15 protein-coding genes are annotated in these 15,416 nt (G+C 65.5%); 5 read left to right on the forward strand and 10 right to left on the reverse strand.

Annotation, left to right across the window (positions count from 1 at the left end; genetic code table 11):
* Positions 1-2 precede the first annotated feature (2 nt).
* Together J3S28_RS25660 and J3S28_RS25665 are read right to left on the reverse strand one after the other, a co-directional pair.
* Positions 3-2,156 carry a heavy metal translocating P-type ATPase gene (locus tag J3S28_RS25660; protein WP_207843791.1) on the reverse strand — a complete coding sequence of 718 codons (2,154 nt, stop codon included), beginning with the start codon at positions 2,154-2,156 and terminating at the stop codon, positions 3-5.
* Between the two features lie 60 nt (positions 2,157-2,216).
* Positions 2,217-2,495, reverse strand: a complete 279-nt coding sequence (locus tag J3S28_RS25665; RefSeq protein WP_207843792.1) for a DUF1490 family protein — start codon at positions 2,493-2,495, stop codon at positions 2,217-2,219.
* Positions 2,496-2,544: 49 nt separating this feature from the next.
* Between J3S28_RS25665 and J3S28_RS25670 the strand changes: the two genes are divergently transcribed.
* A complete protein-coding gene (locus J3S28_RS25670) occupies positions 2,545-3,285 on the forward strand; it encodes a SagB family peptide dehydrogenase (RefSeq protein WP_207843793.1) in 741 nt (246 codons plus the stop codon).
* On the opposite strand, the gene J3S28_RS25675 is transcribed toward J3S28_RS25670, so the two are convergent.
* The 6 genes from J3S28_RS25675 to J3S28_RS25695 form a co-directional block, all read right to left on the reverse strand.
* Positions 3,235-4,461, reverse strand: a complete 1,227-nt coding sequence (locus tag J3S28_RS25675) for an MFS transporter (protein ID WP_207843794.1) — start codon at positions 4,459-4,461, stop codon at positions 3,235-3,237. The two genes, J3S28_RS25670 and J3S28_RS25675, sit on opposite strands and share 51 nt — an antisense overlap.
* Positions 4,458-5,819 (reverse strand): YcaO-like family protein, encoded by a 1,362-nt coding sequence (locus J3S28_RS25680; protein ID WP_207843795.1) that lies wholly within the window; start codon positions 5,817-5,819, stop codon positions 4,458-4,460. The genes J3S28_RS25675 and J3S28_RS25680 overlap by 4 nt, the downstream gene beginning before the upstream one ends.
* Positions 5,816-7,159 (reverse strand): CocE/NonD family hydrolase, encoded by a 1,344-nt coding sequence (locus J3S28_RS25685; RefSeq protein WP_207843796.1) that lies wholly within the window; start codon positions 7,157-7,159, stop codon positions 5,816-5,818. The genes J3S28_RS25680 and J3S28_RS25685 overlap by 4 nt, the downstream gene beginning before the upstream one ends.
* Positions 7,156-7,851: a hypothetical protein gene (locus tag J3S28_RS25690; protein ID WP_207843797.1), complete on the reverse strand. Its 696-nt coding sequence runs from the start codon at positions 7,849-7,851 to the stop codon at positions 7,156-7,158. Before J3S28_RS25690 ends, J3S28_RS25685 begins: the two co-directional genes overlap by 4 nt.
* A gap of 92 nt (positions 7,852-7,943) precedes the next feature.
* Entirely contained in the window at positions 7,944-8,066 is a 123-nt protein-coding gene (amiA, locus tag J3S28_RS28650) for a streptamidine family RiPP (protein ID WP_272874244.1), read from the reverse strand.
* A gap of 131 nt (positions 8,067-8,197) precedes the next feature.
* Complete coding sequence (locus tag J3S28_RS25695; protein WP_207843798.1) at positions 8,198-9,094, reverse strand: ABC transporter substrate-binding protein; 897 nt, start codon at positions 9,092-9,094, stop codon at positions 8,198-8,200.
* A 136-nt stretch (positions 9,095-9,230) separates the two neighbouring features.
* Between J3S28_RS25695 and J3S28_RS25700 the strand changes: the two genes are divergently transcribed.
* From J3S28_RS25700 to J3S28_RS25710, 3 genes are read left to right on the forward strand one after another with little or no spacing between them, the layout of a single operon-like run.
* Positions 9,231-10,202 (forward strand): FecCD family ABC transporter permease, encoded by a 972-nt coding sequence (locus J3S28_RS25700; RefSeq protein ID WP_207843799.1) that lies wholly within the window; start codon positions 9,231-9,233, stop codon positions 10,200-10,202.
* The gene (locus tag J3S28_RS25705) at positions 10,199-11,179 is read left to right on the forward strand and encodes a FecCD family ABC transporter permease (protein ID WP_207843800.1); all 981 of its coding nucleotides are present in this window, start codon (positions 10,199-10,201) and stop codon (positions 11,177-11,179) included. Before J3S28_RS25700 ends, J3S28_RS25705 begins: the two co-directional genes overlap by 4 nt.
* The gene (locus tag J3S28_RS25710; RefSeq protein ID WP_207843801.1) at positions 11,176-11,967 is read left to right on the forward strand and encodes an ABC transporter ATP-binding protein; all 792 of its coding nucleotides are present in this window, start codon (positions 11,176-11,178) and stop codon (positions 11,965-11,967) included. Before J3S28_RS25705 ends, J3S28_RS25710 begins: the two co-directional genes overlap by 4 nt.
* A 43-nt stretch (positions 11,968-12,010) precedes the next feature.
* Here the strand turns inward: J3S28_RS25710 and J3S28_RS25715 are convergent, their stop codons facing one another.
* Positions 12,011-12,373 carry an ArsR/SmtB family transcription factor gene (locus J3S28_RS25715; RefSeq protein WP_207843802.1) on the reverse strand — a complete coding sequence of 121 codons (363 nt, stop codon included), beginning with the start codon at positions 12,371-12,373 and terminating at the stop codon, positions 12,011-12,013.
* A gap of 92 nt (positions 12,374-12,465) precedes the next feature.
* Here J3S28_RS25715 and J3S28_RS25720 point away from each other — a divergent pair, with 92 nt between their 5' ends.
* Positions 12,466-14,415, forward strand: a complete 1,950-nt coding sequence (locus tag J3S28_RS25720) for a heavy metal translocating P-type ATPase (RefSeq protein WP_207843803.1) — start codon at positions 12,466-12,468, stop codon at positions 14,413-14,415.
* A 24-nt stretch (positions 14,416-14,439) separates the two neighbouring features.
* On the opposite strand, the gene J3S28_RS25725 is transcribed toward J3S28_RS25720, so the two are convergent.
* Complete coding sequence (locus J3S28_RS25725) at positions 14,440-15,372, reverse strand: alpha/beta hydrolase (protein WP_207843804.1); 933 nt, start codon at positions 15,370-15,372, stop codon at positions 14,440-14,442.
* Between the last annotated feature and the right edge of the window lie 44 nt (positions 15,373-15,416).

Genomic DNA, 15,416 nt, shown 5'->3' on the forward strand with positions numbered 1-15,416 from the left:
CGCTAGTCCAGGCGGTAGCGAATCAGTCGTGAACTGTTGCCCACCACTGCGACCGATGATGCGTTGTGCAGCACTGCGGCGAGCACCGGTGACAGCGCGCCCCCGGCACCCACGATCAGACCGATCGCGTTCACGGCAATCGACATCGCATAGTTCTGCCTGATGACGTCCAGGGCGTGCCCACCGAGTTCCCGTAGATCGAGAAGCCGTCCCAACTCGTCGCCCGACAGCGCAACGTCGGCGGTCTCTACCGCCACGTCGGTGCCTGCGATACCCATTGCGATACCGATGTCGGCGGCGGCCAGCGCGGGTGCATCATTGGTGCCGTCGCCGACCATCGCCACGGTGTACCCCTGATCTTGCAGTTCCCGCACCATGGTCAGCTTGTCTTCCGGCAGCACCTCGGCCCGCCAGTCAGCGATTCCGAGTTCGGCGGCGACAGCACCCGCGGTTTTCGGGTGATCACCCGTGAGCATCACGATCCGGCGGACACCCGAACGCCGCAGCTCTGCAATCACTTTCACAGACTCAGGACGGACCTCATCGCGCAGGCTCACCAAGCCGACGAGTTCACCGTCGACGGCCAGCAGCAGCGGGGTCTCGGCGCGGTGCTGAAGTCGATCCACCCAAGCCAGGGCATCGGCAGTCAATTCGACGTCCTCGGACTCGAGTAACGGCTGATTGCCCAGCAGTAGTGTGCGGTCGCCCGCTACGGACCGCATGCCCATTCCCACGACCACCTCACACTGCTCGTGCGCAGGGATCTCGATGTGCCGTTCCTCGGTACTGCGGATGAGCGCCTCGGCGAGTGGATGCCGCGAATGGATCTCCGAGCTGGCTGAGAAGGCGAGAACTTGCTCCGGATTCCAATCATCGTGAAACGAAACAACATTGGTCACCACGGGCCGGCCCACCGTCAACGTGCCCGTCTTGTCGAACACGATCGCGTCCACGCGGCCGGCTTGTTCGAGGTGTGATCCGCCTTTGATGAGCATGCCTCGACGGGCTCCGTTGCCGATCGCAGCACTGATGGCGGTCGGCGTCGACAAGCCAACAGCGCACGGACAAGCCACGAGCAGCATTGTCATCGCGCGACGCACGTCGCGGGTCACCACCAGGGTCAGTGCCGCCAGTGCAAACGAGGCCGGCACAAAGCGGCGCGAGAAGTTCTCACCGACGGTCTGGATCTGACCACGATCATCCTGCGCCTGTTCAACTCTGGCGATGATGCGCCCCAACGCTGTTTCGCGGCCGACAGCACCGGCGCGCACGACGAGCCGCCCGCGCATGACCACCGAACCGGCGTACACGCGATCGCCGACATCGAGGGTGACCGGAAGATTCTCACCGGTGATCGCCGATTGGTCCACCACCGCTTCGCCTTCGCACACGACGCCGTCCACGGGAATGGCAACCTGTTCGTGCACGACGACTTCGTCGGCGATCTGCAGCGTGGCGATGTCGACAGACACCTCGGTGCCGTCCGGGCCTCTCACCCAGGCGGTGTCCTGGCTGCCGGCCAGCAGAGCCGAGATGGCCCGGCGGGTGCGCCGCAGGGTGAGGTCTTGCAGATACTCGCCGATATTCAACAGCCACAAGACGGTCAACGCGACAACGTTCTCCCGCAGCAGGAGGCTCGCGACGGTTGCGGCAGAGACCAGCGCATCGGTGCCGGCGGCTTTGCGACCACTGAGCGATCGCAGCGCACCCTTCAGGAAGGGGTAGCCGGTAAAAATCGTGACTCCGCCGGCCACCATGCGACTGGTCGGGCCCAACATGGGCGGTCGCCGAAACCCGTATCGGCGCACACCGAGTAGAACCAGTGCGGTACCGCCGACGGCCATCCGAAGAATGTCGCCGCTGCTCACCTCGGCAGAGTGTGGTGTTCTCTCGGCCACGGCTGTCGCCGGCACCTCGGCGCCTGACTGCACCGCGGCATCAAGCGCGGTCCTGTCGAGCCGCTCTGGGGAGTACCAGATCACAACGCTGCCGGTCCGTGGATAGGCGTGCACGGCGCGAACGCCCGCGACAACGCCGACGGCATCTTCGACCGCTACCGCCCGCGCCGCGCTGGCGATCAGCCACACCGCGGTCAGGCGCATCCGTCCGGCAGCATCAGATCGAACGATCAGCCGACTTCCGAGATCACCTGACATGACAGTCGCAGGCGCTTGATGGGTGCAGCTCGGGTTCCGCGACGTGCGAGGGCGCAGTCATCAGTGGTCGTGATCGTGTACCGGAGTGGCCACCGGCGGGGTCACCTGCTCGCCCATCCTCTCCTTGGCTTCGGCGATCACGTCGGCCGCGGCCAGACGTGCTGTTTCAGCCTGCTCTTCGGCCTTGCGCGCACCGCGCAGCGACCACGCCGTTGCGGTGACCGCGGCCTCACGCAGCGGTGCGCGTTTCACCAGTTCCTTGGCCCCGTTGTAGGCGGCGACCCCTACCACGCCCGTCAGCACGGTCGACGCTGCTTTTCCGAGTATTGCTCCGAACACCGTGGACCACCTCTCCGATATCGAAAATGATTGTCGTTAGACTACACCTATGACGCATACGGTGGCCGATCGATTCGATCGAGTCCGGGCCATCCATCACGCGCTGACCGATACCGGTCCCGAGCCGTTGCGCTCCGTTCACCTGAGCGATGCCGCCGAGACGCTGACTCTTCGGCCGCCTACCCGCGAACCGGCAATGCCACTTCATGCAGCGCTCGACGACCGCCGATCACGGTACGACTATGCCCCACTCGACCACGAAGATCTGTCGGCGCTACTGCGGTGGGCACTGGGTCCACAGCGCACACTGCCCACCGCCGGCGGCGGCCATCGAATGAGCATGCATCCCAGTGCCGGAGGGCTAGCGTCCACGACCGCGTTCCCCATTGTGTTGCGCCACATCGACGGGATCGCCGAGGGGGTGTATCAGTTCGACCGTGACGCTCACCAGTTGCTACGACGCCGAGAGGGTGATGTGCGGGGCGCGCTCACCCGATGTCTCGTGCAGCCCGAGTTCGCCGAGCGCACACCGGTCATCATCGTCATAGTCGGCGAGCTGGAGGCGACGCTGGTGAAGTACTCCGAACGGCACTACCGCACGCTGCATGTCGATGCCGGACTCGCCGTGGCCAACCTGTATCTCGTGGCCACGGCTCTCGACCTCGCGTGTTGCGCGATTTCCGGGTTCTACGACGACCAGCTCGCCGAGACTTTGTCCCTGAGCGAAAGCCAGATACCGCTAGTCGCCTTTGCCGTGGGTGCTCGCCGTCAGGTCCGCGAGCAGCGGTAGACGCCCCACCCCCGAGTACCACCCAGCCGCGGCCGCGGTCACCAGCACCAACGAACCTGCCGATACAGCCACCCCCACTCCGGCGACCTGCGCGAGGGCGCCCCCCAACGCTGCCCCGAACGGGGTACCCCCCATGGCGATCATCCGCGCCGTGGTGTTCACCCTCGACTGCAGCTCGTCGGGTGTGATCGATTGCCGCACAACGATCCCATTGATGATGACCATCGTGTTCGCGGCCTGGTACACCACGAGGACAAGCAGAGAGATCACCAACCAGGTTGTCTGCGCCCAGAGAGCCATCGCACCCGCAGCCACAGCGATACCGACGAGGGTGATCTTGCCGGTGACGACCGTTCGTTGGATTTTCGCGCTGACGAGGCTGATCAGAAACGCGCCCAGGGCTGTCGCCGCGTACAGGGCACCGAGCCGTGCGTCGTCGTCCTGGAGCCCCAACCTCTCGACACCGACCACCACCATCAGCCCGACCACCACTCCGTTGGCCAGGCTCACACCGATACCCACGAGCGTGAGCGCGCGGACCGCCGGCTGGGTCCAGATGTAGTGCAGCCCTTCGTTGATCTGTCGAAGCAGTCGCTGCCCGTCGACCACTCCCCCGGCGTTCGCGGGGATCGGGATGGTTGCGGTGACGGCAGCCGCGGTCAGGTAGCAGGCGGCGTCGATGGCGATGGCGCCGGCAGGGGTGAGCGCGGTGGCGGCCACACCGCCGAGCACCGGTCCGGCGATACCGATGACGGTGCCCACTGACACCAGTGTTCCGGTGGCGTCGGCGATCTTCTCTCGGCCCACCAATGCGGGCACGACGCCGAACGAGGCGGCATCGTAGAAGACGAACAGGGTGGACACCACAAAGGCCACCGCAACCGCGTGTGGGATCGAGACGGTCCCCACCGCGCTGGCGAGGGGAATGCTGGCCAGCGCGGCGGCGCTGAGTGTTTGCGCGGCCAGCAGGATCGTCTTGCGGTCGATGCGGTCGGCAACCGCCCCCGCCAATAGTCCGAACAGCAAGTACGGGAGTGACTCCACGGCGAAGGTGACTCCGGACAGCAGCGCTGACTCACTGCGTTGATAGACCAGAAGTGGAAGTGCCACCACTGTGACCGCGTTACCCGCCCAGCAGATGGCCCGCGCGAGGACAAGTGTTCGGAACGGGTTCACAGGCTCGGCGGCGGCACCAGGAGTAGCGAATCCGGATGATCCGGGTCCGCGCCGGTCCCCGCCGTCTGTGCCACATCCCTCCAGCGGGCGAGCCCGAAGTAGGGAAATGCCGCCGGCGCGTTGGGGATCAGGCCGCCGGCACACACCCGCGCGACACGAAGTGGTGTCAAGGCGATGTCCGGGGTGGTGATGTCGCAGACGACGATGTCGTGGCCACCGGCTCTCAGTCGCGTCTTCACTGTGGCCATGTCCCCGGTCGGCAACTCGCCGATGTCCACGGTCTGCGCGGGCTCGGTGAACCGCGGGAGTAACGCTTCGTGCGTGCGGGGGTCGAGCCATACCTGGGCTTGCGCGCCGAGGTCCCGGATGTGTTCGCTCCGTGCGCCGGCGGCGTCGAGGTAACTGCGGTCTGCTCGGTGATCGAGGTAGAGGCCGCGCGAGAGCACCCCGGCGTCCATGGAACCGAACACCCAGCCGTGGGGCTCGAGCAGGCCACGGGTGAAGACCCAGCTGTGGATCGCTTCAAGGACCGCCTTGCGAGCAGTCTGGGCCGGATCGAGTTTGGCGGAGAATCCTCCTGCCACGATGCCCAATTCGGGGTCATGGACCACCGCAGCCACCACCGGCACCCCGAAGTAGGAGGGCAGTTCCAACAAGTGACACTGCAACCGGGTGTCACCGAGATCGTCGAGCAAACCCGGAACACTACGGAGGTCGATGCCGCGAGCGGGCAGGTTCAGGTGCCACCACAGCGAGAGCGCGTCGCGTTCGATCAGCTCCAGCAACCCGCGCGACGCCGCATCGACGAGACCGGCGCCGGTCGCGATGCCGGCGTAGTTGAGGTGGTGCAACCACGGTTCACGCCTGCGGCGGCCGGTCCGCCAGTTGAGGTAGACCAACGACGCCGGAACCAGCGTCGGTCGTCCGTCATCGCCGATCCCCTCGCACCAGGCGATCGAGGTGTCGTGAGTGAATTGTTCGAACGGGAATCCGGGCGTGTCGTACTGCCAGGACGCAAAGAAGTTCAACTCCTGCGGTCCGACGTGCCGGATGCCTTCGGCGCCCAACGTCCGGGGTGTCGCGCGTAGAAGGTGTCCGGGCACGTAGTTGCCACAGTAGCGTTCGACAGCCTCCCCGATCGCCGCGATCCGGGCACCGGCGCCATCGCCGAATGTTGTTCCCAGCGAGACCAGGTCGCTGGGCCAGTTACCGTGCGTTCTGGTGTCGGCGATCTCCGCCGTCAATCCGATGTACCGCTCCGGCAGAGCATCGAGCCTTTGCACCGGATGCACGGCGCGGATGATGCCGGCATACGGATCGACGAGATCGTCTGCGGACAGCAAGCCGGACGCGTTCATGCGGGGAGTTCCACACGCACGCCGGTGATGTCGCGCTCGGCGATCTGCATGGCCGTTCCGGTGAGTTGGTCTTCACCGCTCTGCAAGTCGCGTGCGTGACGTGGAAACGAGTGCGCCGAGATGATCACTGCCATGGATTCTCCTGGGTCGAGGTGGACCGATAGTGGGGTCAAGCGAACCGCTCGATGTGGGGACAGCCCGTGCGCAACCTGTTCGAGCCGACCATCGCGGCGTCGGATAGCCAGCAGCGCGGCCCAATCAGCGTCCTCGACTGCGGAATTGATGTGCACCGTGGGCGTCCCGATCATCGAGGTGGCCGGAGCCGCGAAGTCCAGGACAAGGAGGTCGGGCCTCGCCGCGACCGCTCGCAGGTCGTCGCCCGGTGGAATCGAGGGGAAGGGGTCGGCGGGGTCGCTGACAAAACGGCCGCCGGGCAGGTCGACTCGCTGGGTTGCACTGGGCCACCGATTCAGTTCCACCAGATCACCTCGCTGACCGTACATCTGCCCACCTGTCCCGGGCCTGCCTGCGAGCACTCCGTCAATCCATTGCGTCATGTGCTGGGCGCGGGCCGATCGGTACAGGCGGTGGTCCCACGGGCCCATGACGAGAGCGGCAGGTCCACCCCACGAGGTCCAGAGGTCGATGGTGTCCTGTGCGAACCAGTCGTAGGTGCCGCCGATGGCCAGCAGCGGGCACGACAATGCCGAAACATTGTCGGCGCGTTCTGTATCGGTGCGTACTGCCCTGATGACGTGGTCCCAGTACGCGATAGGTGGATGAACTCTGTGTCCTATCCGGGCTACCGGCAGGGTACTGAGTGCACCATCGGGGATGGCGCCACCCGGCGATCGGGTTCGGTCCCCGTGTTCGAGCCACCACCCCACACGAGACTCGAGGTAAAAGGCGCCATCGACATTGCGTGCGGTCTCGCCAAGACCCAAAGCCGGGACGGCGACCGACACACCGCCGACGGCGTCCATACCGGCGTCGGACGCAGCGATCGTCGACTCCACGGCGCAGTGAGCGCCATAGGATGTGCCGTACATGATCACCGGCGCACTGCACCAGGATTGATGCGCAACCCATTCCAGCGTCGCCAGACCGTCGGCGCCCTCGTTCTCGTAGGGACGAAATGCGCCTGAGGATTGGTAGCGACCGCGGACATCTTGGGTCACCACAGCCATACCGCGGCGAGCCCACTGAAGGGCTTCAGGCATGTGGGCGTGCACATCGTAGGGCGTGCGGACAATCAGCACCGCCCGCGGCGCCGTATCCGGGAGCACGACCACGGTGTGCAGTCCGTAGATGGAAACGACCTCTGTGATCAGCGGCGTCACTGCGGCGCAACAGGTATCGGAAGTACAGGGTGACGCGACACTGTCAGGGATCGCAAATCCACCGCGGTCAACAAATAGTGCGAGCGCCGCGGGGGCGAGCTGGTTCGATCGGCGATCTCGGCCACGATCGCCTCAGCGATCGCCTCTGCCGCCCGATCCGACACCGGGTGCAGCGACGAGTCGATACGGCGTCCTGCGTCGACGGGCCGAAAGCGCGGTTGCATGCGGTCGCGGTGTGCGGTGCATGCTCGCCGTCGCCGCAGTACGTCGACGACATCGACGGCGCGTGGGGTGATCACCTGCGTGATGCCGTCTCGGTAGCTGGCGAGGTCGACCTCGCCGATGTCGCGGGGAACCGCTTCGTCATCACTGAGATGACACACGAACTCTCCTCGGTCAGCACTAACGCTTCTGCGTCCCAGCAACATCGAGGTTGCGGCCGCGACCTTTCCCTGGCCCCGGACGTCGACGAGAGGTACGGCGGGTACCGCGGTGACATGACCGGCGTCGATCAATGCGCTCAACGCTGCAGACGCAGTGGGCGATGCGGGTACAGCACCCCCGGCAAGTACCTCGAAGAGCTGCTCGATGTCGGCCGGGGGCAGCGTCAGCTCGAAGTGTTCATCGTCGGCGGTGCGCAGCACGTAACCCTGGCGCGCTTGGTAGATCGACGTATTGGGGGAAAGCTGCACGATCTCGCTTCTTGTTCGGGCCTGCGTGCCACCCGGAAGTGTTGCCCGGGTGGCACGCGGGTCAGTGATGCCTCAAATGATCCGGAGACCTATCAGTCCTCGGTGTCCTGGGCGTCGTCGAACGGGTTCTCCACCAGCGCGTTGCTGTGGCCCGCGGAGTGGGTCGCCAAACCGACCGGCGCCTGGATCGAACGGAAGAACTCATTGTCGTTCATGAATCTCCTTTTATTCGAGATGTATTCGCCCTGGAGAGGCGAACTGAATGCCCGATTGAGCGGGCATCACCACCGTAGGCTAAATGACAATCGTTTTCAATAGGTGGACCTGCGGCGCACCCTTATCGCCCTCATGCCGTGTTGAGTTCGGCGGTCACCGCATCGAGCACGATGCCCAGGGAGATGGTTCCACGCCCCGTTGCCCACACACTGGCCTCGACCTCCACGACACGATCGTTCTGCGCCGCCGAAATGGAGGGCCAGACCGGGTTGGCGGCAAGTCGCGCCGACAGCGGTTCGGTGTCTTCCCCTGATGAAAATGCCTGGGCGAAGATGACATCGGGGTTCACTGCCGCAATCTGCTCCACCGACACTGTCGCGAAAGCGTCGGTGCCGGCCTGCCATGGGTAATTGCTGACCTCGGCGAGCAATGACCCGACCGGAGTCTGGACGGAGTCGACTCCGAGGCTGCCGGGCTCCCCATACATCGACAGGGTGGTCACGTCACTTCGGTTTTGCTGTGCGTTCTCGACGCGGTCGATGAACCGTTGTGCGGCGACGTCGGCTTGGGCCTGCCTACCTGTCAACTGGCCCACCGTGCGCAAGAACTCGACCGAGTCCCGCCACGAGGTCGGGTTCACCAGGTACAGCGGCGCGGATTCGGTGACCGCTCCACGCAACCCGTCCTGGACACCACCGAGCCCGATGACCAGGTCGGGTTGCGCCAAGGCGATGTCTTCGACATTCTCTTCGCCAAAACCGCCCGTGATCTGGCGCATCTGCGTGTCGGGACCGAAGAACCGGTCGTCGACTGCCAGGTCCTCGCGGTATGCCACCGGAACGATCCCGACTTCTTTCAGTGCGTCGACGCACATCATCGTCAGGCACGCGATGCGCTCGGCCGGGGCGTCGAGCGTCACCGTGGTGCCCGTCGAGTCGGTGACGGTGATCGCGTCGGCGGGCGACGCCTCGTCCTCGCCACTGCAGGCCACAGCGGAGGCAAGCAGCGCCAGCGCCGACGCGGTCACGGCAAGCCGACGAGTCCTCGTTGGCAGGCCAGATAGACGGGTGAACTTGCGCATTCGATCTCCCTTACAGATGATGTTATGCGAAATGATAACCATTGCCACTAACTTGCGGAGTAGGCCACCCGATCGGCGGCTCATGGGCCTCCTGCTTCTCGGTTCGGCAATGGTGGCCGGTGTTGTCGTCACCGCCCTGTGCGCGGGTGACCCCGCACTGACACCCGCGCAGGCGATGTCGGCACTGTTTGACGCCGCCGATCCGCTGCACCGCAATGTCGCCGATTCTCGCCTGCCCCGAGCAGTGCTCGGTGCACTGTGTGGCGCGGCGCTCGCCCTGGCCGGCATTTTGATGCAGGACGCGATGCAAAACCGCATAGCCGGGCCCGAACTGCTGGGCGTGTCCTCGGGTGCGGCCGTTGTGCTGACAGCGGTTACCGTGCTCGCGGTTCCGATTGCGCTGCACCAACTCCCGTACGTGGCACTCGTCGGTGCCGGCACGGCGGGCGCAATTGTCGTGACCGCGGTGGGCACCACGCACGATCCCACCCGCATGCTGTTGATCGGCGCGGCTGTGACTGCGCTGGCCTCTGGACTGGTCATCACGTTGGTGAGCTTGGGCACCGAGGGCAATCTGCCGCTGTTGTTCCGCTACCTACTCGGCAGTCTCAGCGAGCGCGGATGGCCCCACGTGCGCGTCGTGGCGCCGTGGCTCGCCGTCGCGATTCCTGTGGCACTGCTGCTGCGACATCGGGTGGCAGCGCTGTCACTCGGCGACGATGTCGCAGCGGGACTGGGCGTCAGCGTCCGTTGGACACGACTGTGCGCTCTGGTGTGCGCCGGTGTCCTTGCGGCGGTCGTGGCCTCGGTGTGCGGCCCGGTCGCCTATGTCGCTCTGCTCGCACCCCACCTGTGCCGGTGGGCGCTGCGCACCACCAGCGCGCGCAGGGTCTTCTGGCTCACCCCGGTGGCGGGCGCGGCGCTCTTGGCGGGGGCTGACCTGATCTCTCGAATCGCTCTGTACCCCATCGAGATACCCGTTGGCATCACCACCACGCTGATCGGCGTTCCGGCGTTGTTGCTTTCGCTACATCGTCAGGACTCGGCGACGTGAGACGCTCGTGCGCCCTGCTGATCGGAGGCGTCGCTGTTCTCTGCGGGCTGATCGTGGCGCACCTGCTCATCGGCCGGTCCGAACTCGGTGCCGCCGACACCCTGCGGGTCCTGACCGGCTCCAGCGACGTACGGGCACATCAAGTCATTGTGCTCAAGTACCGGTTGCCCCGCGTCCTCGTCGGCATCGGCGCAGGCGCACTGCTCGCACTCTCCGGCGCTCTGCTGCAAGCCGTCATCGGCAACCCGCTCGCCGAGCCCGGTACCACTGGCGTCGGAGCGGGCGCAGCGTTGGCAGTCGTGTTGTCTCTCATCGCCTTTCCCGGCCGCGAGGTCGCCGCGGCGGCCTCACTCATCGGTGCGGTCGTCGCTGGAGGACTTCTCTATCTGATCGGCCGGCGTTCGCTGGCGGTGGCCGGAATCCTGCTGGGCGCCGTTCTGGGCGCCGTCACGTCGTTGCTGCTGGTGGTCGATTCGCAGCCCATGGGCGTGGTACTGCGCTGGCTCGTCGGATCACTCAACGCACGCACCCCGTCGGACTGGAATGCGCTGTGGCCCTGGTTGCTGATGCTGGGGTTCGCTGCGCTGCTCGCAACCTCGCGCGTCAATGTCCTTGCGCTCGGCGAGACCACCGCAACTGGCCTGGGGCTTCCGGCCACCCGCGCACGGTTCGTGCTGCTGATGATCGCGGTACTCGCGGCGGCAGCCGCCGTCACCGCGACAGGCGCGGTGGCATTCATCGGTTTGATGGCACCACATCTCGCGCGCGTCCTGGCCGGCGGCGACTACCGCGAGTTGATACCCGTCAGCATGCTCCTCGGCGCCATCGGATTATCGGCGGCAGACCTTCTCGCGTTCAGCATCACGCTCGACCTGCCAGGGAGCGGCCCCTCCGTCACAGGTGTGCCGGTCGGCGCGGTGACTGCGTTACTCGGAGCCCCGTATCTGATCTGGCTCGTACGAAAGGACCGACGATGACCGAGAATCCGCCCCTGTTGGAAGGACTCGATCTCGAGCTGGGTTACACCGGTCGGCGTCGGCCAGTCATCGACGGTCTCGAGGTGCAGATCGCCCCGGGCACCGCCACCGCACTGGTGGGGCCGAACGGTTCGGGCAAGTCGACCCTGTTGATGGCGCTCGCGCGAGTGCTCACCCCCCGCCGCGGCCGGGTACGACTGAACGGAATCCCCCTCTCGACCCGCAAGTCGATCGAGGTGGCCCGAGAACTGGCCATCCTTCCGCAGGCATCGGTCGTACCGGCCGGTTTGAGGGTCCGTGAACTTGTCGAACAAGGCCGATACCCACGCCTGGGGCCGCTCGCCATGCTCAGCCGACACGATGACGATGTGATGGCGCGGGCGATGACGATGGCAGGAGTCGCGCCCCTGGCCGACCGCCGACTCGACACATTGTCGGGAGGCGAGCGACAACGGGCATGGATCGCGATGGCACTGGCTCAAGACACCGACATCCTGCTACTCGACGAACCAACCACCTATCTCGACATCCGCCATCAGATCGACCTCATGGAACTGGTCGTCGAACTCGTTGGCACACACGACAAAACCGTCGTCATGGTCCTGCACGACATCAACCAGGCAGCTCGCTACTGCGACCGCATCATCGCGATGCGCGAGGGAGCCATCGTCGCGGATGGTCACCCCGACGAGGTCGTGACCACCGACCTGCTGCACACCGTGTTCGACGTCCGTGCGCGGATCAGCCGCGACCCGGTGTCCGGTCGCCCGATGTTCACAGCGGAATGAAGGCCACCACGCACTGCTCGACTCGGGTGGGGCTCACGGCCCTTCAAGCGGTGTCGGTCGCCTGATCCTGCGCGGCGAGTCCGAGGTGTTCGATGTGGAAAATCGCCTCGTCGAGAAGCATCGCCACATGATTGTCATAAAGGCGGTAGGTCACCGCGCGACCCGCCCGGGCACCGGTCACCAACCCCAACGCCCGGAGTAGTCGCAACTGATGCGACACGGCGGACTGCTCCATCTCGACCGCCTCGGCCAGAGCGGTGACGCCCAGCGGGCCGTGTCGTAACTCGGTGAGGATTCTCAGCCGGCTCGGGGTCGCCAGCGCCTGCAGCGTGGCTGCAACTGTGGCAGCGGACTCCGCATCAAGGTGCGCCGGCGGTGTAGCTCTGCCCTCGACTCCGTGACCCATGAGTAGATGGTAACCAAATGATCATATGTACACCTCTTCATTTATGCGTGTATTGTCGCTGCAGGACGTCACCCTCGACCGGAAAGCCCGAGATGACCATCACGGCTACGTTGCCGCCCTCCCCTCCACTCGAGGACGGCCGGCCCTCTCACAAGACTCGAACCTTCTCGATCGCGGAGGTGCGTTGGGCCTCGGTCGCTCTGCTGCTGTTCACAATCGGCCTGGCGCTGCACGTGTCCTCGATGCCCGAATGGACCTACTGGGCCGCATATCTGGCCTGTTATCTCGCGGGTGGCTGGGAACCGGCACTCGAAGGCCTGCGGGCGCTCCGGCACAAGACCCTCGACGTCGACCTGTTGATGATCGTTGCCGCCATCGGAGCGGCCGGGATCGGACAGGTCTTCGACGGCGCGTTGTTGATCGTCATCTTCGCCACCTCCGGCGCACTGGAAGCAGTACTGACTCAACGAACAGCCGACTCTATACGCGGTCTCCTGTCCCTCAGCCCCGAGCAGGCACTGCGCGTCGACGCGGAGGGGGTGCAGACGACCGTCGACGCGTCCGATCTCGCGATCGGAGACACCATCATCGTTCGCCCCGGCGAACGCATCGGCGGAGACGGGAGGGTTGTCTCCGGTGCAAGCGAGGTGGACCAGTCGACCATCACCGGCGAATCGGTATCTGCGCAGAAGCGGGCCGGAGATGCCGTCTACGCGGGCACCATGAACGGAACCGGCATGCTGACTGTCGAGGTCATCCGCGACCCCGCCGACACGATCATCGCTCGCATCGTCGCCATGGTGCACGACGCCTCGTCCACCAAGGCAAAGACCCAGCTGTTCATCGAGCGTGTCGAGCAGTACTACTCGAGTATCGTCGTGGCGTCGACCGTGGCGATCTTTGTGTTGCCGTTGCTGTTCGGCGCCCACCTCGAGTCCGCGCTGTTGCGAGCGATGACATTCATGATCGTTGCCTCACCGTGCGCGGTGGTGCTGGCGACCATGCCGCCACTGCTCGCCGCTATGGCCACCGCGGCCCGCAATGGTGTTCTGGTCAAATCGGCAGTGGTGATGGAGCGATTGCGCGAGATCGACCTGGTGGTGTTCGACAAAACCGGCACCCTGACCGAGGGAATGCCCCGCGTCCACACCGTGTGTGCACTCCCCGGAGCCGACATCGAACCGGCCGACATCCTGGCACTGGCCGGCGCCGTCGAACGTCACAGTGAACACCCCCTCGCCACCGCCATCACCGACGCCGCGTGGCGATCCGATGACAAGCTGGAGACGGCAACGGATTTCGCATCCACCCCAGGTATCGGAGTCCACGGCTTCGTCGCCGGACGAAGAATCGACCTCAGCCGTCCCCACATGTGTCCCCTCACACCCGCAGCGCGCGCTCTCGTCGATGAACTCGAACAGTCCGGGCACACCGTCGTCCTCGTTGGCATCGACAACACAGCGGTCGGCCTGCTGGGCCTGCGCGACACCATCCGCACCGAAAGCTCACAGGCGGTCGCCCAGATCACGCAACTCACCGGACAAAGGCCCATTCTGCTGAGCGGCGACAACCAGCAGGTCGCCACCGCGACCGCCGCAGGCGTCGGCATCACAGACGCCCGCGCCGGCCTTCTCCCCGACGCCAAAGCCGCCGCCGTGCAGGAGCTTCGCGATCACGGATACGCAGTCCTCGTCGTGGGCGACGGCGTCAACGACGCCCCAGCACTGGCCACCGCCCACACCGGTGTAGCCATGGGCCGACGAGGTTCCGACCTCACCCTCGACACAGCCGACGCCGTGCTCATCCACGACGACCTCCGCGGCCTCGTCGGCGTCCTGAAGCTGTCTCGGCGGGCGCACCGCATCGTCATCGCAAACCTCGCCATCGCGGCAACCTTCATCGTGACTCTGGTGATCTGGGACCTCACCGCAACTCTTCCACTACCCCTGGGCGTCGCCGGTCACGAAACCTCGACCGTCATCGTCGCCCTCAACGGCATGCGACTGCTATCCCAACGATCGTGGAGTACGCAGGCGAGTTGACATCCTGCGGGCTGCCGTCAGACCTCATCCCCGTCCGGAGTTGACCGGAACCATCTCGTTCAGAAACTCGAGTTGGTCGGCGACGACGCCGGGGAAAAGAGGATCGACGTAGGGGTCGAAGTGACCGCATTCGTAATGTCGCAGCGTCGAATTCGGGATGGCCCGGGCGGCTTTCACAGCAGCGGCAGCCGGCGCGATGTTGTCGGACGTCGCCACCTGGATCAACACTGGACAACTGATCTTCCGGGCAGTTCGCGCAGGAGAGTAGAGCCCGATCTTCACCAGGATTCGCGCGGCCACGGTCTCGGGATAATCCCCACGCCGAACTCTCGATCCGGCGATCAGTCGCTCGAACGCAGCCATCGCGCCCGGGGCAGCAAGGGCCGCCACCGCGTTTTCGGGCCCGACCGCCGCGACGTATCGAGGCGGTCGCCGAAAGCAGGATCCGATCAGATCGGCCAGACCCACCGGTGCCAGTCGCAATCCTTGCCGTAGACCCGTGGCACGCACCGCCGCCGGGCCGCTGACGTGGGGAACCTGGGCGATGACCGCCGCCAATCGCTCACCGCGGCCGGCCAACGTCAGCACATGGCCTCCGGCAAACGATGTGCCCCAGGCAATCACCCGGTCGGCATCGACAATCTGCAGCGACCGGGCGAACGTGATCGCTGCGCGCCAGTCGTCGAGTTGCGATCGGACGTCGAGCAACTGGCGGGGCTCACCCTCACTGTCTCCGAAGTAGCGATAGTCGAACAAGACCACGGCGTACCCGGCGGTCGCAAAACGTTCCGCGTAGGCAGGTAACCGGATCCCCCTCGTCGCGGCGAAACCATGGGCCATGACGACCACGGGCACCGGGCCCACAGGTGCACTGGGTCGGTACACAGTCGCGGCGCACCTGACTCCGTGGCTGGAGAAGAACTCTTCGGCCTGGGTGTACTCGTTCCCACTCGACACGGTGTCCCCCACTTTCTTGATTGGTGTTCAAGACGGTACCGTCT

It is taken from the genome of Williamsia soli, from assembly GCF_017377795.1.
Classification (GTDB): domain Bacteria; phylum Actinomycetota; class Actinomycetes; order Mycobacteriales; family Mycobacteriaceae; genus Williamsia; species Williamsia soli.